The sequence below is a fragment of the Streptomyces sp. NBC_00178 genome (genome assembly GCF_036206005.1).
In the GTDB taxonomy this organism is placed as follows: Bacteria; Actinomycetota; Actinomycetes; order Streptomycetales; family Streptomycetaceae; genus Streptomyces.
The window spans coordinates 3,763,254-3,780,884 of sequence record NZ_CP108143.1; the positions used below are offsets into that span (position 1 = coordinate 3,763,254).

Consider the following 17,631-nt stretch of genomic DNA (forward strand, 5'->3'; position numbering starts at 1 on the left):
GGCGGTGGACACCACCATCGCCCGCCGGTGAGCCCCTCGGGGCCCGCCCGACGCGTACGAGAGGGGCCGCCCGCACCCGCCAGGTGCCGGCGGCCCCTCGTGCGTCCTGTGGGCGGTCCACGCCCGCCCACAGCGCCGTACGGCAGGATGTGGGGCATGCCAAGCGCAGAAGCCACGAGCGTGGACCAGGAGCCGTCCGTCGTACCGCCCACGCGACAGGACGAGATCGCCGCAGCGGGCAGCGAACTGATCGGCGGGCCGGCGGGTCGCTGGGCACGGTTCGGTTCCGGACCGCTCACGCCGGTGCGTGTGATCGCCCTCCTGGCGATCGGGATGTTCGCACTGGGCATGGTGCAGAAGATCCCCTGCTACGACTGGGCCTGGTTCCGCGGCACCAGCTCGCAGTACACGCACGCCTGCTACTCCGACATCCCGCACCTCTATCTCGGGCGCGGCTTCGCCGACGGGCTCGTGCCGTATTTCGACCGGCTCAGCGGTGACATGGCGTACCTCGAGTACCCCGTCCTGACCGGCCTCTTCATGCAGATCGCGTCCTGGCTGACGCTGACGCCGTCCTCGGACCCGATCCAGCAGCGCGAGCAGATCTACTGGATGGTCAACGCGGGCATGCTGATGATCTGCGCCGTGATCATCGCAGTGTGCGTCGCCCGTACGCACCGGCGCCGCCCGTGGGACGGCCTGCTCGTCGCGCTCGCCCCTGCCCTCGCCCTCACCGCGACCATCAACTGGGACCTGCTCGCCGTCGCGCTGACGGCCGCGGCGATGCTCATGTGGTCCCGGAGCAAGCCGCTCGCCTTCGGAGTCCTGATCGGCCTGGCGACAGCCGCCAAGCTGTATCCCGTGCTGCTCCTGGGGCCCCTGCTGGTGCTGTGCTGGCGGGCCGGGAAGTGGCGCGAGTGCGGTTCCGCCGTCCTCGGCGCGGCCGCGGCCTGGCTGGTGGTGAACCTGCCGGTGATGCTCTACGCCCCCGAGGGCTGGAAGAAGTTCTACACGTTCAGCCAGGAACGGCAGATCGACTACGGCTCCTTCTGGCTGGTCATCACCCAGCGCACGGGCCGGCCCATCGATGTGGACACCGTCAACACCGCCTCCGTGGCGCTGATGATCGTGCTCTGCGCGGGCATCGCCGGACTGGCACTGGCGGCCAGGCGCAGGCCCCGGTTCGCACAGCTCGCGTTCCTGGTGGTGGCCGCGTTCATCCTGACGAACAAGGTCTACTCGCCGCAGTACGTGCTCTGGCTGATCCCGCTGGCCGCGCTCGCCAGGCCCCGCTGGCGCGACTTCCTCGTCTGGCAGGCCTGCGAGGTCATGTACTTCCTGGGCATCTGGTTCTACCTCGCCTACACGACGAGCGGGGACAAGCACCAGGGGCTTCCGCAGGAGGGCTACCAGGTCGCGATCCTCCTGCACCTGCTGGGCACGCTCTACCTGTGCGCCATGGTCGTCAGGGACATCCTGAGGCCGGAGAAGGACCCCGTGCGGCGCGACGGGGCCGACGACCCGTCGGGCGGGGTGCTCGACCGCGCGCCGGACAAGGTCGCGCTCCCGGGCCCGGCCGGCCGCCGTGCGGCCGGAAACACCGCACCCGCGGTCGAAGGACCGCGGGTGGAGTGGGGCACCGCCGGCCGGACGGCGTCCGACTGAGCGAGGGCCGGGGCTACCGGTCCACGAGGCGGTCGAACTGGGTGGTCGTGTGGCGCAGGTGGGCCACCAGTTCGTCGCCGACCCTCGGCTCCTGGGCGTCCGAGGGGACGAAGAGGATCGACACCTGCATGTGCGGCGGCTCGGCGAACCAGCGCTGCTTGCCCGCCCAGACGAACGGCGACAGGTTGCGGTTCACGGTGGCCAGCCCCGCCCGTGCGACGCCCTTGGCGCGAGGCATCACCCCGTGCAGGGCCTTCGGAGCCTCCAGGCCCACGCCGTGCGAGGTCCCGCCGGCGACGACCACGAGCCACCCGTCGGACGCGGCCTTCTGCTGGCGGTAGCCGAACCGGTCGCCCTTGACGACGCGGGTGACGTCGAGCACGGCGCCGCGGTACTCGGTCGCCTCGTGATCGCCGAGCCAGAGCCGTGTGCCGATGCGCGCGCGGAAGCGGGTCTGCGGGAACTGCTGCTGGAGGCGGGCCAGCTCCTCGGCACGCAGGTGGCTGACGAACATCGTGTGCAGGGGCAGCCGGGCGGCTCGGAGGCGGTCCATCCAGGTGATGACCTCCTCGACGGCGTCCGAACCGTCCGTGCGGTCGAGGGGGAGGTGCAGGGCGAACCCTTCGAGACGCACGTCCTCTATCGCCGCGTGCAGCTGGCCGAGCTCCTCCTCCTTCACGCCGTGGCGCTTCATCGAGCTCATGCACTCGATGACCACCCGCGCACCCACCAGAGCGTGCACGCCGTCCACGGAGGAGACGGACCGGATGACGCGGTCGGGCAGCGGCACCGGCTCCTCGCCCCTGCGGAAGGGGGTGAGCACCAGCAGGTCGCCGCTGAACCAGTCCTTGATGCGGGCGGCCTCGTACGTGGTGCCGACGGCCAGGGTCTCGGACCCGAAGCGGATCGCCTCGTCGGCCAGCCGCTCGTGACCGAAGCCGTATCCGTTGCCCTTGCAGACGGGGACGAGCCCCGGGAACTGGTCGAGCACGGATTTCTGGTGCGCCCGCCAGCGCGCGGTGTCGACGTAGAGGGAGAGCGCCATGGCCGGCCCGGAACCTTTCTGGTGGCTGCGGTGTAAGTGAGATGAGGGAGAGGAGCTGGTGGTGATCGTGACCGGGGTGCGCCTAGCGGCGCGACATGTACATATCGAGCGCCTTGTGCAGCAGCTTGTTGAGGGGGAAGTCCCATTCGCCGACGTACTCGACGGCTTCCCCGCCGGTGCCCACCTTGAACTGGATCAGGCCGAAGAGGTGGTCGGTCTCGTCCAGCGAGTCACTGATGCCGCGAAGGTCGTAGACGGTCGCGCCCATGGCATACGAGTCGCGCAGCATGCGCCACTGCATGGCGTTGGAGGGGCGGACCTCGCGCCCGATGTTGTCGGAGGCGCCGTAGGAGTACCAGACGTGGCCACCGACGACGAGCATCGTGGCTGCCGAGAGGTTCACTCCGTTGTGCCGGGCGAAGTACAGCCGCATGCGGTTGGGGTCCTCGGAGTTGAGCACCGTCCACATCCGCTGGAAGTACGAGAGCGGGCGCGGCCTGAAGTGGTCGCGCACGGCGGTGATCTCGTACAGCCGCTGCCACTCGGCGAGGTCTTCGTAGCCTCCCTGGACGACCTCGACGCCGGCCTTGTCGGCCTTCTTGATGTTGCGTCGCCAGAGCTGGTTGAAGCCCTTCAGGACGTCCTCGAGGGAGCGGTTGGCCAGCGGCACCTGGAAGACATAGCGCGGCTGTACGTCACCGAAGCCGGCACCGCCGTCCTCGCCCTGCTGCCAGCCCATCTTGCGCAGCCGGTCGGAGACCTCGAAGGCGCGGGGCTCGATGTGGCTCGCCTCGACGTCGCGGAGCCGCTTCACGTCGGGATCCTGGATGCCCGACTTGATGGCGGCCGAGTCCCAGCGCCGGATGACCACGGGCGGGCCCATCTTCACGGAGAAGGCGCCCTGCTGCTTCAGGTGGGCGAGCATCGGCTGCAGCCACTCGTCCAGGTTCGGGGCGTACCAGTTGATGACCGGGCCCTCGGGGAGGTAGGCGAGATAGCGCTTGATCTTGGGCAGCTGGCGGTAGAGCACCAGGCCGGCGCCGACCATCTCGCCGCTCTTGTCGAACCATCCGAGGTTCTCGGAGCGCCACTCGGTCTTCACATCAGCCCACGCCGGGACCTGGCAGTGACTGGCCGAGGGGAGGCTCTGGATGTAGGCCAGATGCTGTTCTCGGCTGATGGTCCTCAGGGTCAGACTCATGCTGGGGCGCTCCTCGGCAGGTGTGTCCCCATCGGTCAGGGGCTCCGGCTCTCGCGCCGAAGCCTACTGTGGCCGACGGGCGCCCGGCCCGGCCCCGTCGGGACCGAACCGGGCTGCCGCCTCGCCGCATGGCCTGCTGGAGCCCCGCGAGGGGTGGCCGAGCGGAGTCGGCCGAGGTTCTGCCGGTCAGGTGATGACGCCGCCGAAGAGGCCTCCGTGCGCCATCCCCAGATAGAAGCCGACGGCGGAGGACCCCATGCCCATCACGAAGCCGAACCGCTGCCAGGTGGTCCTGGAGTGGAACTGCCCGTACGCGCCCACCAGCAGGCCGATCAGGCCCGCCCACGAGCTGAGCAGGTGCAGGCTGTAGAACTGCGCCGACACGAAGGCGAGGACGCCCAGCACCCCTGTGACCGCCATCAGCCCTTCCTGGAGCGGATGGGGCCTGCCGTCCGTGGCGAAGAGCGAACCGGTGGCGGGACGGGCGTTGGCGACGCGGCTGGGAGCGGTTCGGCCACCGGGGGACCGCATTGTCTGCGCCATGGAGCACCTCCTGGCAGAAGAGCGGTGCGATGTTGTGCCGATCACACCGCGACTGTCTCGATTGTGCGCCCTGAACACCGGATTTCAACCGGAAGCCCGTCTGCGGGTACTCTGTACGGTCTGCACCCGTGTCTGCCTTGAGCCAGCACCGCAGCTCCCCTCGATCATCGAAGACGGGCGCTGTCAGTGGCGGCTGTTTTACTCGGAGACACTGTTGCTTACGCATCACGACCCTCCTGCCACGGAACGACCGTGGCCGCTGAGTCCAAAGGAGGTGGGTTCCACATGCGTCACTACGAAGTGATGGTCATCCTCGACCCCGATCTCGAGGAGCGAGCTGTCTCCCCGCTGATCGAGAACTTCCTCTCCGTCGTCCGTGAGGGCAACGGAAAGGTCGAGAAGGTCGACACCTGGGGCCGTCGTCGTCTCTCTTACGAGATCAAGAAGAAGCCTGAGGGCATCTACTCGGTCATCGACCTGCAGGCCGAGCCTGCGGTCGTCAAGGAGCTCGACCGACAGATGAACCTGAACGAGTCGGTCCTCCGGACCAAGGTCCTCCGTCCCGAGACCCACTGAGCATCTAGCTCAGCGGTTCCCGGGTTCGAGTAGCAAGCAGCCAGAAGCAATCCCCGCCGAGAGGTTCACCCATGGCAGGCGAGACCGTCATCACGGTCGTCGGCAATCTCGTCGACGACCCCGAGCTGCGCTTCACCCCGTCCGGTGCGGCGGTCGCGAAGTTCCGTGTCGCGTCCACTCCCCGCATCTTCGACCGGCAGACCAATGAGTGGAAGGACGGCGAAGGCCTGTTCCTCACCTGCTCGGTCTGGCGTCAGGCGGCGGAGAACGTCGCGGAGTCGCTTCAGCGAGGCATGCGCGTCGTCGTGCAGGGCCGGTTGAAGCAGCGGTCCTACGAGGACCGTGAGGGCGTCAAGCGCACGGTCTACGAGCTGGACGTCGAGGAAGTCGGCCCCAGCTTGAAGAGCGCCACGGCCAAGGTCACCAAGACCAGTGGTCGCGGTGGCCAGGGCGGCGGCCAGGGTGGATACGGCGGTGGCCAGCAGGGCGGCGGCAACTGGGGCGGCGGTTCCGGTGGCGGCGGCCAGCAGGGCGGCGGCGGTGCTCCCGCCGACGACCCGTGGGCCACCAGCGCGCCGGCCGGCGGTCAGCAGGGCGGGGGCCAGCAGGGCGGCGGAGGCGGTTGGGGCGGAAGCTCCGGCGGTTCCGGCGGATCTGGTGGTTCTGGCGGCGGCTACTCGGACGAGCCTCCCTTCTAGGGCTGCTCGTACCCCCACTTCTTGATCACACAGGAGAAACACCATGGCGAAGCCGCCTGTGCGCAAGCCTAAGAAGAAGGTCTGCGCGTTCTGCAAGGACAAGACCCAGTACGTGGACTACAAGGACACGAACATGCTGCGGAAGTTCATTTCCGACCGCGGCAAGATCCGTGCCCGCCGCGTCACCGGCAACTGCACGCAGCACCAGCGTGACGTCGCCACGGCAGTCAAGAACAGCCGTGAGATGGCGCTGCTGCCCTACACGTCCACCGCGCGATAAGGGAAGGGTGACCGAATCATGAAGATCATCCTCACCCACGAGGTCACAGGCCTCGGTGCCGCAGGTGACGTCGTGGACGTCAAGGACGGGTACGCCCGTAACTACCTGGTTCCGCGTGGCTTTGCCATTCGCTGGACCAAGGGTGGCGAGAAGGACGTGGCGCAGATCCGCCGCGCCCGCAAGATTCACGAGATCGCGACGATCGAGCAGGCCAACGAGATCAAGGCCAAGCTCGAGGCCGTCAAGGTCCGGCTGGCTGTTCGCTCTGGCGACGCCGGCCGCCTGTTCGGCTCCGTCACCCCGGCCGACATCGCTTCGGCGATCAAGTCTGCCGGTGGCCCGGACGTCGACAAGCGTCGCGTCGAGCTCGGCTCGCCGATCAAGACGCTCGGCGGATACCAGGTGTCCGTCCGGCTGCACCCCGAGGTTGCCGCGAAGCTCGGCATCGAGGTCGTTGCTGCCTAAGGGCACAGCTCAGCAGAGCTAGGTGAAGGGCCGCACCCAAGGGTGCGGCCCTTCGTCGTTTCACGTGAAACGGTCAGGGTGGATCGTTTCACGTGAAACGGGCACAGGCTCAGGGCGCACCCTCGCCCTGAGCGCAGCCGCGTACGGCAACCGGGGTGCTCGGTGAGTAAAGGGCTGACGGTCGATTTCGCGTGAAATAGGGGGTGGATGCCCTGTTTCACGTGAAACGGGGCATCCAGACGCCGCGAAACCGTTAACGAGTGGCGCCGGTGACGATCCAGCGACCGGAACGCGTGCGCAGCCAGAGTGTGATCAGCCGGACCGCCATCATCAGCGTCATCGCCCACCAGAGCGCAGTGAGACCGCCTCCGAGGGTGGGGACGAGGAGCGCGAACGGAGCGAAGACCACCAGGGTAAGGATCATGGCCGAGGCGAGGTACCGGCCATCCCCCGCGCCCATGAGCACTCCGTCCAGCACGAACACCACACCGCAGATCGGCTGGGAGAGTGCCACCACGAGCAGTGCGGGCAGCAGGGTGTGCTGCACGTCGCTGTCGCTGGTGAACAGGGGGACGAACAATGGTCGGGCGAGCACGATCAACAGGCCCAGCACCACTCCCGAGGCGATGCCCCACTGGATCATCCGGCGGCAGGCATCCCGGGCCCCCTCGGTGTCGCTCGCTCCCAGGTACCGGCCGATGATGGCCTGGCCTGCGATGGCGATTGCGTCGAGCGCGAAGGCGGTGAGGCTCCAGAGCGACAGGATGATCTGGTGCGCGGCGATATCCGTATCGCCGAGTCGCGCCGCCACCGCTGTGGCGATCAGCAGGACTGCCCTCAGCGAAAGGGTGCGGATCAGCAGGGGGACGCCCGCTTGGGCGCTGGCACGTATGCCCGCCAGGTCCGGCCGGAGTGAGGCTCCGTGCCGACGGGCTCCGCGCACGACGACGATCAGGTAGGCGAGCGCCATGCCTGCCTGGGCGATGACCGTCCCCCATGCCGATCCTGCGATCCCGAGGCCGGCCCCGTAGACGAGGACGAGATTCAGGGCACCGTTCGCCGCGAAACCGCCGACCGCGACGTAGAGGGGTGTGCGGGTGTTCTGCAGTCCGCGCAGGACGCCGGTGGCCGCCAGAACGACGAGCATGGCGGGGATGCCCAGGCTGGAGATCCGTAGGTAGGTGGTGGCATACGGTGCGGCGGTGTCGGACGCGCCGAAGACATCCACCAGCCATGGAGCCAGGGGGAGAGTGAGGGCGACGACCGCCGCGCCGATGAGGAGGGCGAGCCAGATGCCGTCCATGCCCTGACGGATGGCGGAAGCGAGATCCCCCGCACCGACGCGGCGGGCGACGGCAGCGGTGGTGGCGTAGGCGAGGAAGACGAAGATGCTGACCGCGGTGGTCAGGAGAGCCGCGGCGATGGCCAGACCGGCCAGTTGAGGAGTGCCGAGATGGCCGACGATGGCGCTGTCGACCATCACGAACAAGGGCTCCGCGACGAGCGCGCCGAAGGCGGGTACGGCGAGTGCGATGATCTCGCGATCGTGTCTGCGGCGGGACGGCCGCCGGTCGGCGGGGGCCTGGGTCATGGGGGTCAATCTAATCTTCCACAGGTAAGAGATGCAAGCGTCCTGTGCTCCTTACTCAACTCAGCGCAACGACCTCCGCCGGGAGCGGGTTACGGTGATCTTGGGCCGCTGGCAAAAGTTTTTCTCTCCCACAGCCCGTGGATGGAGAAATACCAGGTCACAGGGGGTGTACAGGAACTGGTATGAGTTTGTCCACAGTGCTGTCCCCCGGTCCGTGCACAGGTTCCGCCGAGTTCTCCACAGCATCTGGTCGGTCGTCCACATGCCCTGTGGATAACCAGATTGGCTGACGGTGCGGACGGGCCTACCGTGGTGCGGCGCCCGCACTCCGTCTCGGCTCGGAAAACCGCAGAACCAGACGCGCCGGAACCGGAGTCGGGCGTCCTGTTTGTCGGTGCCGTGACGTAAGAAAGAGTGGCACGGCTAGGTCCGCGACGCGGACGGGAGGAGGTGGCCCGGTGAGCATTCCCGAGCCTTTGGACGATCCCTGGGCCGATGTCGGTCCCAGTGACCGTCTGCCCGTGTCCCGTCAGCGCCGCGGAGAGGGCAAGGGGCGCGACGAGCAGCACGAACGCGGTCGTGAGAGCGGCTGGGACGGGGGATCGGCCGGCTTCGAGCGGGTGCCTCCGCAGGACCTCGACGCGGAGCAGTCGGTGCTGGGCGGCATGCTCCTCTCCAAGGACGCCATCGCCGACGTCGTGGAGATCATCAAGGGCCACGACTTCTACCGGCCGGCCCACGAGACCGTCTTCACGGCGATCCTCGACCTCTACGCCAAGGGCGAGCCGGCCGACCCGATCACCGTCGCGGCCGAGCTGGTCAAGCGCGGGGAGATCACCAAGGTCGGCGGAGCCCCGTACCTGCACACGCTGGTCCAGTCCGTCCCCACCGCGGCCAACGCCTCGTACTACGCGGAGATCGTCCACGAGCGGGCCGTGCTCCGCCGCCTGGTCGAAGCCGGTACGAAGATCACGCAGATGGGATACGCCGCCGACGGCGACGTCGACGAGATCGTCAACTCGGCCCAGGCCGAGATCTACGCCGTCACGGAACAGCGCACCAGCGAGGACTACCTCCCGCTCGGCGACATCATGGAAGGCGCTCTCGACGAGATCGAGGCCATCGGGTCCCGAAGCGGCGAGATGACGGGCGTGCCGACGGGCTTCACCGACCTCGACGCCCTGACGAACGGCCTGCACCCCGGCCAGATGATCGTCATCGCGGCCCGTCCGGCCATGGGCAAGTCCACGCTCGCCCTGGACTTCGCCCGCGCCTGCTCGATCAAGAGCAATCTGCCGAGCGTGATCTTCTCCCTGGAAATGGGGCGCAACGAGATCGCGATGCGCCTGCTGTCCGCCGAGGCGCGCGTGGCGCTGCACCACATGCGGTCGGGCACGATGACCGACGAGGACTGGACGCGGCTGGCCCGGCGCATGCCGGACGTCTCCGCCGCTCCCCTCTACATCGACGATTCGCCGAACCTGTCCATGATGGAGATCCGGGCGAAGTGCCGTCGTCTCAAGCAGCGCAACGATCTGAAGCTGGTGGTCATCGACTACCTCCAGCTGATGCAGTCCGGTGGCGCCAAGCGCGCCGAGAGCCGTCAGCAGGAGGTCTCGGACATGTCCCGAAACCTCAAGCTCCTGGCCAAGGAGCTGGAACTGCCGGTCATCGCGCTCTCCCAGCTGAACCGTGGCCCCGAACAGCGCACCGACAAGAAACCGATGGTCTCCGACCTGCGTGAGTCCGGTTCCATCGAGCAGGACGCCGACATGGTGATCCTGCTGCACCGGGAGGACGCGTACGAGAAGGAGTCGCCGCGTGCGGGCGAGGCCGACCTGATCGTCGCCAAGCACCGTAACGGTCCGACGGCGACGATCACCGTGGCGTTCCAGGGCCACTACTCGCGGTTCGTGGACATGGCTCAGACCTGAGGCACCGATCTCCGAAACCTCCTGATCCGCGCCGTACCCGTGAACCGGCGGAGCCGGTCCCGGCGGCGGGACCCGGCATGCGGAGGGTCAACTTCCCGACGGGTCCGGGGCTTCGTCCCTGTCCTGGGACTCGTCCTGGCCTCGGCCGACCGCGGCCAGGGCGCGGTCCAGGATCTCCTGGACGCCGCCGAGGGCCGAGACCGTGGTGAGGAGGCCCTGGGCCCGGTAGTGGCCGACGACGGGTGCCGTCTCGCTGCGGTACACCTCCAGCCGCCTGCGCACGGTCGCCTCGAGATCGTCGTCCCGCTGGTACAGCTCACCCCCGCAGACGTCGCAGCGCCCTGCCACTTCGGGCGGGCTGTACGCGACGTGGAAGATGTGCCGACGGTCCTGGCTGCACAGCCGCCGCCCCGCGACACGCCTCACCACCTCGGCCTCGGGGATCTCCAGGTCGAGCACGGCATCCAGCTCCGACCCCGAGGCGGCCAGGATGCCGTCCAGCGCCTCCGCTTGGACAAGGTTGCGGGGAAAGCCGTCCAGCAGGAATCCCCGCACGGTGTCCGGGCGCGCGAGGCGCTCCTCGACCACCTCGATCGTGAGCCGGTCCGGCACCAGAAGGCCGGCCAGCATGTGGGTCCGGGCGTTCCGTCCGAGCGCGGAGCCCTGGTCGACGTGCTCGCGCAGCAGGTCACCGGCGGAGATGTGCTGGACCGACAGACACGCGGCGAGGTGCACCGCCTGCGTGCCCTTTCCGGCCCCGGGGGGCCCGGTCAGAACGATGCGCATCGATGAGGTGTCCCTTCGTCATGCGTGAACAGGTCCTGGGATCGATGTGGCCGGGTGCCACGGCCAGGCGGACGCGCCGGCTCCCCGTACGGCGCCACACGAACATCCCGAGACCGACAGGAGTCCGGCGCCGTCCGGCAGCCGACCGGTCGCACTCCTCGCTCATGGCTGGGCACCCGGGGAGCATCCCAGCCCGGCAGGCCGGCCCACAACCGGCTTACGGGCCGATCACAGCAGCCGACGCCCCCTGCCGCACGACAGCGGGCGCTCGGCGAGGGGTCCGCTGCGGCACCTCAGGAGGAGGAATGCTCTCCGGTGGTCCAGGCTGACGCGAAACGGTTCGCCGGGTGATCGCCGTACGGGCCATCCTTGGGCATGAACTCTTCCGAATCCTTGCTGCCCGGCACCCGGCGTGCGCTGCTCCACCGTGTGGCCACCGCACAGGCCGAGGGGCGCACCCCTTCGCTCGTCGCCGCAGTGCAGCGAGACGGCCGGATCGTGTGGAGCGGTGCGCGGAGCTGCGTGGATGGCCACGCTCCGGACGACGACACGCAGTTCCGGATCGGCTCCATCACCAAGACGTTCACCGCGGTACTGGTGATGCGGCTGCGTGACGAGGGCCTGCTGGACCTGGACGACCCTCTGGAGAAGCACCTGCCCGGTACGGACGCGGGCCAGGTGACCGTGTTCCAGCTGCTCGGCCACAGCGCTGGTCTGGGAGCCGAGACGCCCGCTCCGTGGTGGGAGAGGACGCCGGGCGACACCCGGCCGGGACTGGCCGACGTGCTGGGCGAGAAGCCGTTGATGCACCCCGCGGGCCACGGCCATCACTATTCCAACCCCGGTTACACGCTGCTCGGTTCACTCGTGGAGAAGCTCCGGGGGGAGCCCTGGACCGAGGTCCTGCGCCGCGAGATCCTGGAGCCTCTCGGCATGGACCGTACGAGTCCTGAGGCCCGGGCTCCGCACGCCGGGGGCTGGGCCGTCCATCCCTGGGCGGACGTCATGCTGCCGGAACCGGCCGAGGATCTCGGGCTCATGGCTCCGGCCGGACAACTCTGGTCGACCACCACCGATCTTCTCCGCTTCGCCTCCTTCCTGGTCCGGGGCGACGAGAGGGTGCTGCGGGCCTCCTCGGTCGCGGAGATGCGTGCCCCTGCCGCGCCGCCCGAGGAGGGGGAGTGGGCCGCTGCCTACGGTCTCGGTCTTCAGGCAGTCCGAAGGAACGACCGCACGCTTCTGGGCCACTCGGGGTCGTTGCCGGGCTTCGTCGCCGCTCTGTGGTTCAGCGTCGAGGACGATGTGGCCGTGGTGGTGCTGTCCAATGCGACCTCGGGTCCGCTCACGGGTTCCATCGCCGCGGATCTCCTGCAGATCGTCGCGGACGCGGAGCCGAGGATTCCTGAACCGTGGCGCCCCCTGCCCGAGTTCGACGAGGACCTGCTCGCGCTCACGGGCCCCTGGTACTGGGGCACATACGTCTACGGCCTGAAGCTGCTCGCCGACCGGGGACTGGAACTCCTGCCGTTGCGCGGGCCCGGCCGTTCCGCCCGGTTCCGGGCGCGCCCCGACGGGACGTGGACCGGCCTGAACGGCTACTACGCGGGGGAGACCCTCCAGGTCGTGCGTACGGCCGACGGCACGGTCGACCACCTGGACCTCGGGTCGTTCGTCTTCACGCGGGAGCCGTACGAGCGGGGCGCGGACGTGCCCGGTGGGGTGGACGAAGGGGGCTGGCGAGGTCTCGCGACCTGAGGGCCGTGGCCGGCGTTTCACGTGAAACGGAAACGCCGGCCACCTCGCCGTGGGCCATACCCTCTTGGGCGATCACGCCTCGGGATCCGCTGCAGCGCACGAGACTTCCCGTGTGCGGCGAGCGGGAGGATCAGCCCGTCAGCTCGCGTTCCAGCGGGGTGCGGAAGCGGGGGGTGATCCTGGCCGCGCCCACCCAGGCCGACAGACGGACCGCCTCCGCCTCGATGAGCCGGGAGGCTTCGGCCCCCACGTCGGACAGGAGGCGCCACACCAGCTCACCGTCCGGGCGCTGGGCCCATCCGCCCACGATCGTGCCGTTCCACCACACCGTCGGGCCGACGTTGCCCGCCCGGTCGAAGAGCGCGGCACGGTGTCCGGCGGGCAAGTGGAAGCCGCGGTCGGCCCAGCCCATCGCGCTGGGTCGAGGCCGGGCAGGAGGCCGGCCCAAGGCTCCGGAGGCGGTTCCGGGACGTGATCACCCGGGGCGACCAGGCCCACGGCGCCGCTGTCGAGCAGTACCTCCTTCGCACCGGCGGCGGTCAGCGCCGCACGCGTGTCACGGACGCCCCAGCCGGTCCACCACTTCAGATCTCCTTCGGTCGCCGGACCGTAGGAGTACAGCCAGCGCCTGGCGATCTCCGCCCGGGCCGCGGCGGGTTCCGACGCGGGCCACGGCTCGGCGGCGGTCCAGCGGAACTGGCTGGACGTCCATGAACCACGCGGCCGGTCGCGTCGGATCCGGCCGTCCGCGGCGAGCAGCCTGATGACGCGCGAGGCGACTCCCTGCACCGTCTCCTGCCGGGTGCCCGGGAAGACCGTGATCTTCGTACGAAGGGCCGGTACGGCAGCGGAGAGCTCGCTTCCCGTCGCCCGCCCCCGGGCGGCCAGGGCGGTGAGCGTCTCGGCCTCCGTGCGGGCGAGCCACCGCCCGTCCAGGCCGTTGCCGTCCTCCCGCAGATGCTTGAGGAGCCTGTGGCGCTCCTTGGCCGCCACCGCGCGCGCGTTCGCGGCATCGACGAGGGGTGCGAGGTCCGTGGACACGGTGAAGAGGGTGTTCCGCATCGAGAGCAGGCGGACGAGCGTGACCTCGTCGTACAGCGCCCGCTCCACGACGGCGGCCCCGGGTTCGGACAGGCGTGCGCACACGGAGAGGTGGAGCGTCGCGGCGTCGGTCGCGTGCAGGGCCACCAAGGCGTCCGCCACGGCCACGACCGAGTCGGAGCGCCCGGACGCTGCCAGCAGATGACGTCGCCCCAGTCTGCTTCTGCGCTGCTCGTCGTCGATGCGGTACATGCGCGTGCCCTCTCGGAGGCGGGGAGTTTCCGGGCCCTGAGGCGTCAGAGTGCGAGTTTGAACCCCACGTGGCTCGCCGTGAAGCCGAGCCGCTCGTAGAAGCGGTGGGCGTCGAGGCGGGTGGCGTCCGAGGTGAGCTGCACCAGCTGGCAGTCCTGGCGGCGGGATTCGTCGACCGCCCATTGGATCAGCTGGGTGCCGAGACCGCTGCCCCGCTCGTCGGCGTGGACGCGGACACCCTCGATGAGGGAGCGGGTGGCCCCGCGTCGCGACAGTCCGGGAACGACGGTGAGCTGCAGCGTCCCCACGACACGGCCCTCGCGCACGGCCACGACCAGATGCTGGTTCGGGTCGTCGGCGAGCCGCCGGAAAGCGGCGTGATACGGGGTGAGGTCGTGCGGGGACTCGCGCCGTGCCCCCAGCGGGTCGTCGGCGAGCAGGGCCACGACGGCCGGGATGTCCGTGGGCGCGGCAGGGCGTATGTCGAGATCGCTCATGATCGGCAGAGTACGCAAGTCACCGGGCCACGAGGGGTCCTTGAGCGCAGCGGGTTCCGAGGGATGCGGACCTGACGGATACGGACCCGAAGGCGGACCCGGGACCGTCGCCCCCCGGTGGGCGCTCCGCGACCGGCATGCCGGCGTATGCACCCGCGCGCGACCGACTGGTTCCGCGTCCAGAACCGGTCCCGGAGCGTGCCACCCCGCGCGCGCCGGTACTCAGGCAGGCACCCTGAGCGCGCGCCGGTACTCAGGCAGGCACCCTGAGCGCGCGCCGGTACTCAGGCAGGCACCTTGTGCGCGCGCCGGCACTCAGGCAGGCACCTTGAGCGCTTCGACCGTCCTGACGAGCGGAGCGAGCTCCGGGTTCTCCGCGGCCTCGTCCAGAGCGGCGCGCAGCGCGGTGTCGTTGGTGGGCCTCGCCTCGCCGAGAAGTTCGAGACCCGCGTCGGTGACGTCCGTGTAGATGCCCCGGCGGTCGGTGTCGCAGAGGTAGCGGGTGAGGAGGCCACGGTCCTCGAGCCGGGTGACGAGCCGGGTGGTGGCGCTCTGGCTGAGCACCACGGCGTCGGCGACCTGCTTCATCTGCAGGTGTCCTCCCGTGCCGCTGTGCTGCCGGCTCAGGACGTCGAGCAGCGAGAACTCCCGCGCGCTGAGGCCGTGGCCGGACTGCAGGGCCCGCTCGATCCGCGCCTCGATCTTTCCGTGGAGCAGGGAGAGGGCGCACCAGCTCTGGGCCAGGGCCGTCAGTGCGGGATCCGTCGCTGTCATGGGTCTTCCCTCCGTGCGGGAGCTGCGTCCCTCAAGAGTAGGGCACATCCGCAATAGCCCGCGTTTGCAATTAACCTGCGCTTGCAATTATTGTGAGCGCTCGTAAAGCGCAGACGCAATCTCTTTGGAAGGTGGCCTTCATGCCGCTCGCGCTCCTCGCCCTGGCCATAGGGGCCTTCGGCATCGGGACGACAGAGTTCGTGATCATGGGGCTCCTCCCCGATGTCGCGGCGGACTTCCACGTCTCGATCCCGACCGCCGGCTTCCTGGTCACGGGCTACGCACTGGGTGTGGTCCTGGGGGCTCCGCTGATGACGGTGCTGGGCACCCGGGTGACTCGCAAGCGCATGCTGATGGTTCTCATGGGCCTGTTCATCGCGGGCAACGTCGTCTCCGCGCTCGCTCCGACCTTCGGTGTGATGCTCACGGGGCGGGTGATCGCCTCCCTCGCCCACGGAGCCTTCTTCGGCATCGGATCCGTCGTGGCCGCCGATCTGATGGCGCCGCAGAAGAAGGCCGGCGCCATCGCGATGATGTTCACCGGACTCACCGTCGCCAATGTCGTCGGTGTACCGCTGGGGACCTACATCGGGCAGAACTTCGGCTGGCGGCTCACCTTCCTGGTCGTCGCCGGGCTGGGGGCCCTCGGGCTCGCCGGGGTCGCCAAGCTCGTTCCCGAGCAGCCGAAGCCCCAAGGCGTCAGGATCCGGCACGAACTGGCCGCCTTCCGCAACGTCCAGGTGCTGCTCGCCATGGCGATGACGGTCCTCGGCTTCGGAGGTGTGTTCGCGGCGATCACCTACATCACGCCGATGATGACCGAGACCGCCGGGTACGCGACCTCGTCCGTCACCTGGCTGCTGGTCCTCTTCGGGCTCGGCATGGTCGGCGGCAACCTGCTCGGCGGCAGGTTCGCGGACCGCCACCTGATGCCCATGCTCTACGTGTCCCTGGGCGCGCTCGCCGTGGTCCTGGCCCTGTTCACCCTGACCGCGCACAACAAGGTCGCGGCAGCGGTCACCATCGTCCTCATCGGCGGTCTGGGCTTCGCCACCGTCCCGCCGCTGCAGAAGCGCGTCCTCGATCAGGCGGCGGGTGCGCCGACCCTGGCCTCGGCCGTCAACATCGGCGCCTTCAACCTGGGGAACGCGCTCTCGGCCTGGCTCGGAGGCATCGTCATCGCCGCCGGCTTCGGTTACACCGCGCCCAACTGGGTCGGCGCCGTACTCGCCGGCTCGGCGCTCCTCCTGGCGGCGTTCTCCGGCATGCTGGAGCGCCGCACGGTCACCCGGGACCCGCTGCTCAGCCGGTCCCCCGAGACTGCCGCAGCAGGCGGCCACGGCGGGTCGGGCCCCACGGCTTCAGTACCGATATCGCGGTCATGAAGAGGTACGTGGCCGTGGCCACCGAGGGTGCGATGACGAGATCGATGTCGGCCGCACCCCGGGCCGCGGCCTCGTCGATGCCCGCGCGGAGCGAGAAGACCGACAGCCCCGCGGTGATGAGCGTCAGCCAGAACTTCACCCAGACCCACCGGTGCCTGGCCAGCCCCCATGGGGTGCCGAGCGCCAGGACCAGCCCGCTGACACGGGAGAGCACGGCGACCGGCACCACGAGCCAGTCCGCGAGCACCTTCATGGCCCGGGTGGCCGCCGCCGCCATCGTGGTGTCGTCGGTGAGGAACGCGGCGAGGCCGAGGGCCAGCAGGCACAGGGTGAGGCCCAGCCAGCCCACGGACACCGCCACGTGAGCGACGAGCATGCTTCGGCGTACGGGGCGCTTGAGTGGTTTCACGTGAAACACGGTCCCAAGCACGGGGTGCCGGGTCATCCGGCGGCGGGAGTATCCGCGTCTACTGGCCTCGGCGTACGCGGGGACCTCCAGCCGCGCCACACACGGCGGACCCCGCCCGCGACGCACACACGAACGTGGCCGGCGCGCCGGGCGCTCGGGCCGCGACCGGCCTCACCCGCACCGCATACCCTCGTCGGGTTCCGGCCGCGGTGAGGAGGGTTCAGCCCAGGTCGGAGGCGTGCAGGGCTCGTACTCCCTCGATGTTGCCGTCCAGGTAGTGCCGCAACGAGAGCGGCACCAGGTGTACCGCCGCGATGCCGACCCGGCTGAAGGGCACCCGCACGATCTCGTACTCCCCGCACGGTTCCTCGATCTCCGGACCGTGACGGAGCGAGAGGTCCATCGACGCCAGGCGGCATACGAAGAAGTGCTGCACCTTCACGCCTTTCACGCCGTCGCCGACGATGTGCTCGACGGTGTCGACGAAGCACGGCACGACGTCGACGATCTTGGCACCGAGCTCTTCGTCGATCTCGCGGTGGAGCGCCTCGACGACGGAGGAGTCCTCCGGCTCGACCCCGCCGCCCGGCGTGACCCAGTACGGGTCGACTCCGGGCTTCGTGCGCTTGATGAGGATCAGGTCATTGCCGTCCAGCAGGACGGCTCGGGCTGTGCGCTTGACCACAGGACGTTCGGTCATGGCAAGAGCGTGGCCCGGGAAGGCCCGTCTGAAA

17 protein-coding genes and 1 pseudogene are annotated in these 17,631 nt (G+C 69.4%); 8 read left to right on the forward strand and 10 right to left on the reverse strand.

The genetic code is table 11. The features are described from left to right. Nucleotides 1–156: 156 nt before the first annotated feature. Nucleotides 157–1,665, forward strand: a complete 1,509-nt coding sequence (locus OHT61_RS16280) for a glycosyltransferase family 87 protein (protein WP_329039140.1) — start codon at nt 157–159, stop codon at nt 1,663–1,665. A 13-nt stretch (nt 1,666–1,678) separates the two neighbouring features. On the opposite strand, the gene OHT61_RS16285 is transcribed toward OHT61_RS16280, so the two are convergent. The 3 genes from OHT61_RS16285 to OHT61_RS16295 form a co-directional block, all read right to left on the reverse strand. Next, entirely contained in the window at nt 1,679–2,710 is a 1,032-nt protein-coding gene (locus OHT61_RS16285) for an alanine racemase (RefSeq protein WP_329039142.1), read from the reverse strand. Between the two features lie 82 nt (nt 2,711–2,792). Continuing rightward, entirely contained in the window at nt 2,793–3,911 is a 1,119-nt protein-coding gene (locus OHT61_RS16290; protein ID WP_329039144.1) for a lipid II:glycine glycyltransferase FemX, read from the reverse strand. Between the two features lie 186 nt (nt 3,912–4,097). Further along, nucleotides 4,098–4,454: a hypothetical protein gene (locus OHT61_RS16295; RefSeq protein WP_329039146.1), complete on the reverse strand. Its 357-nt coding sequence runs from the start codon at nt 4,452–4,454 to the stop codon at nt 4,098–4,100. A 285-nt stretch (nt 4,455–4,739) separates the two neighbouring features. Between OHT61_RS16295 and rpsF the strand changes: the two genes are divergently transcribed. The 4 genes from rpsF (at nt 4,740) to rplI (ending at nt 6,473) form a co-directional block, all read left to right on the forward strand. Beyond that, nucleotides 4,740–5,030 (forward strand): 30S ribosomal protein S6, encoded by a 291-nt coding sequence (gene rpsF / locus OHT61_RS16300; protein ID WP_006604399.1) that lies wholly within the window; start codon nt 4,740–4,742, stop codon nt 5,028–5,030. Between the two features lie 71 nt (nt 5,031–5,101). Next, complete coding sequence (locus OHT61_RS16305; RefSeq protein WP_329039150.1) at nt 5,102–5,728, forward strand: single-stranded DNA-binding protein; 627 nt, start codon at nt 5,102–5,104, stop codon at nt 5,726–5,728. A gap of 43 nt (nt 5,729–5,771) precedes the next feature. Further along, on the forward strand, nt 5,772–6,008 hold the full coding sequence (gene rpsR / locus OHT61_RS16310) for a 30S ribosomal protein S18 (protein WP_003967857.1): 237 nt from the start codon (nt 5,772–5,774) through the stop codon (nt 6,006–6,008). Nucleotides 6,009–6,026: 18 nt separating this feature from the next. Then, nucleotides 6,027–6,473 (forward strand): 50S ribosomal protein L9, encoded by a 447-nt coding sequence (gene rplI / locus OHT61_RS16315; RefSeq protein ID WP_028441692.1) that lies wholly within the window; start codon nt 6,027–6,029, stop codon nt 6,471–6,473. A gap of 253 nt (nt 6,474–6,726) precedes the next feature. Here the strand turns inward: rplI and OHT61_RS16320 are convergent, their stop codons facing one another. Then, complete coding sequence (locus OHT61_RS16320; protein ID WP_329039154.1) at nt 6,727–8,064, reverse strand: MATE family efflux transporter; 1,338 nt, start codon at nt 8,062–8,064, stop codon at nt 6,727–6,729. 476 nt (nt 8,065–8,540) lie between these two features. Between OHT61_RS16320 and dnaB the strand changes: the two genes are divergently transcribed. Next, nucleotides 8,541–9,998 (forward strand): replicative DNA helicase, encoded by a 1,458-nt coding sequence (dnaB, locus tag OHT61_RS16325; protein WP_327122297.1) that lies wholly within the window; start codon nt 8,541–8,543, stop codon nt 9,996–9,998. 87 nt (nt 9,999–10,085) lie between these two features. Here the strand turns inward: dnaB and OHT61_RS16330 are convergent, their stop codons facing one another. Then, the gene (locus OHT61_RS16330; protein WP_329039155.1) at nt 10,086–10,784 is read right to left on the reverse strand and encodes an adenylate kinase; all 699 of its coding nucleotides are present in this window, start codon (nt 10,782–10,784) and stop codon (nt 10,086–10,088) included. Nucleotides 10,785–11,159: 375 nt separating this feature from the next. Between OHT61_RS16330 and OHT61_RS16335 the strand changes: the two genes are divergently transcribed. After that, a complete protein-coding gene (locus tag OHT61_RS16335; protein ID WP_329039157.1) occupies nt 11,160–12,539 on the forward strand; it encodes a serine hydrolase domain-containing protein in 1,380 nt (459 codons plus the stop codon). A 130-nt stretch (nt 12,540–12,669) separates the two neighbouring features. Here OHT61_RS16335 and OHT61_RS16340 read toward each other — a convergent pair. From OHT61_RS16340 to OHT61_RS16350, 3 genes and pseudogenes are all read right to left on the reverse strand, one after another. Continuing rightward, nucleotides 12,670–13,832, reverse strand: a pseudogene (locus tag OHT61_RS16340) (winged helix DNA-binding domain-containing protein). Between the two features lie 44 nt (nt 13,833–13,876). Beyond that, entirely contained in the window at nt 13,877–14,329 is a 453-nt protein-coding gene (locus OHT61_RS16345) for a GNAT family N-acetyltransferase (RefSeq protein ID WP_329039160.1), read from the reverse strand. A 315-nt stretch (nt 14,330–14,644) separates the two neighbouring features. Beyond that, the gene (locus tag OHT61_RS16350) at nt 14,645–15,103 is read right to left on the reverse strand and encodes a MarR family winged helix-turn-helix transcriptional regulator (protein ID WP_329039162.1); all 459 of its coding nucleotides are present in this window, start codon (nt 15,101–15,103) and stop codon (nt 14,645–14,647) included. Between the two features lie 140 nt (nt 15,104–15,243). Between OHT61_RS16350 and OHT61_RS16355 the strand changes: the two genes are divergently transcribed. Further along, on the forward strand, nt 15,244–16,488 hold the full coding sequence (locus tag OHT61_RS16355; RefSeq protein ID WP_329039164.1) for an MFS transporter: 1,245 nt from the start codon (nt 15,244–15,246) through the stop codon (nt 16,486–16,488). Here OHT61_RS16355 and OHT61_RS16360 read toward each other — a convergent pair. Next, on the reverse strand, nt 16,406–16,897 hold the full coding sequence (locus tag OHT61_RS16360; protein ID WP_329039166.1) for a DUF2269 domain-containing protein: 492 nt from the start codon (nt 16,895–16,897) through the stop codon (nt 16,406–16,408). The genes OHT61_RS16355 and OHT61_RS16360 overlap by 83 nt on opposite strands. A gap of 220 nt (nt 16,898–17,117) precedes the next feature. Further along, a complete protein-coding gene (locus OHT61_RS16365) occupies nt 17,118–17,597 on the reverse strand; it encodes an NUDIX domain-containing protein (RefSeq protein ID WP_329039168.1) in 480 nt (159 codons plus the stop codon). Nucleotides 17,598–17,631: the final 34 nt, after the last annotated feature.

Excerpts from the sequence above, each read along its gene's own strand:
- rpsR (WP_003967857.1), top strand. The coding sequence starts at position 5,772 with ATGGCGAAGCCGCCTGTGCGCAAGCCTAAGAAGAAGGTCTGCGCGTTC.
- rplI (WP_028441692.1), top strand. The coding sequence starts at position 6,027 with ATGAAGATCATCCTCACCCACGAGGTCACAGGCCTCGGTGCCGCAGGT.
- OHT61_RS16330 (WP_329039155.1), bottom strand. The coding sequence starts at position 10,784 with ATGCGCATCGTTCTGACCGGGCCCCCCGGGGCCGGAAAGGGCACGCAG.
- OHT61_RS16290 (WP_329039144.1), bottom strand. The coding sequence starts at position 3,911 with ATGAGTCTGACCCTGAGGACCATCAGCCGAGAACAGCATCTGGCCTAC.
- OHT61_RS16320 (WP_329039154.1), bottom strand. The coding sequence starts at position 8,064 with ATGACCCAGGCCCCCGCCGACCGGCGGCCGTCCCGCCGCAGACACGAT.
- OHT61_RS16335 (WP_329039157.1), top strand. The coding sequence starts at position 11,160 with ATGAACTCTTCCGAATCCTTGCTGCCCGGCACCCGGCGTGCGCTGCTC.
- rpsF (WP_006604399.1), top strand. The coding sequence starts at position 4,740 with ATGCGTCACTACGAAGTGATGGTCATCCTCGACCCCGATCTCGAGGAG.
- OHT61_RS16305 (WP_329039150.1), top strand. The coding sequence starts at position 5,102 with ATGGCAGGCGAGACCGTCATCACGGTCGTCGGCAATCTCGTCGACGAC.
- OHT61_RS16280 (WP_329039140.1), top strand. The coding sequence starts at position 157 with ATGCCAAGCGCAGAAGCCACGAGCGTGGACCAGGAGCCGTCCGTCGTA.
- OHT61_RS16355 (WP_329039164.1), top strand. The coding sequence starts at position 15,244 with ATGCCGCTCGCGCTCCTCGCCCTGGCCATAGGGGCCTTCGGCATCGGG.
- OHT61_RS16285 (WP_329039142.1), bottom strand. The coding sequence starts at position 2,710 with ATGGCGCTCTCCCTCTACGTCGACACCGCGCGCTGGCGGGCGCACCAG.
- OHT61_RS16345 (WP_329039160.1), bottom strand. The coding sequence starts at position 14,329 with ATGAGCGATCTCGACATACGCCCTGCCGCGCCCACGGACATCCCGGCC.
- OHT61_RS16295 (WP_329039146.1), bottom strand. The coding sequence starts at position 4,454 with ATGGCGCAGACAATGCGGTCCCCCGGTGGCCGAACCGCTCCCAGCCGC.
- OHT61_RS16365 (WP_329039168.1), bottom strand. The coding sequence starts at position 17,597 with ATGACCGAACGTCCTGTGGTCAAGCGCACAGCCCGAGCCGTCCTGCTG.
- OHT61_RS16350 (WP_329039162.1), bottom strand. The coding sequence starts at position 15,103 with ATGACAGCGACGGATCCCGCACTGACGGCCCTGGCCCAGAGCTGGTGC.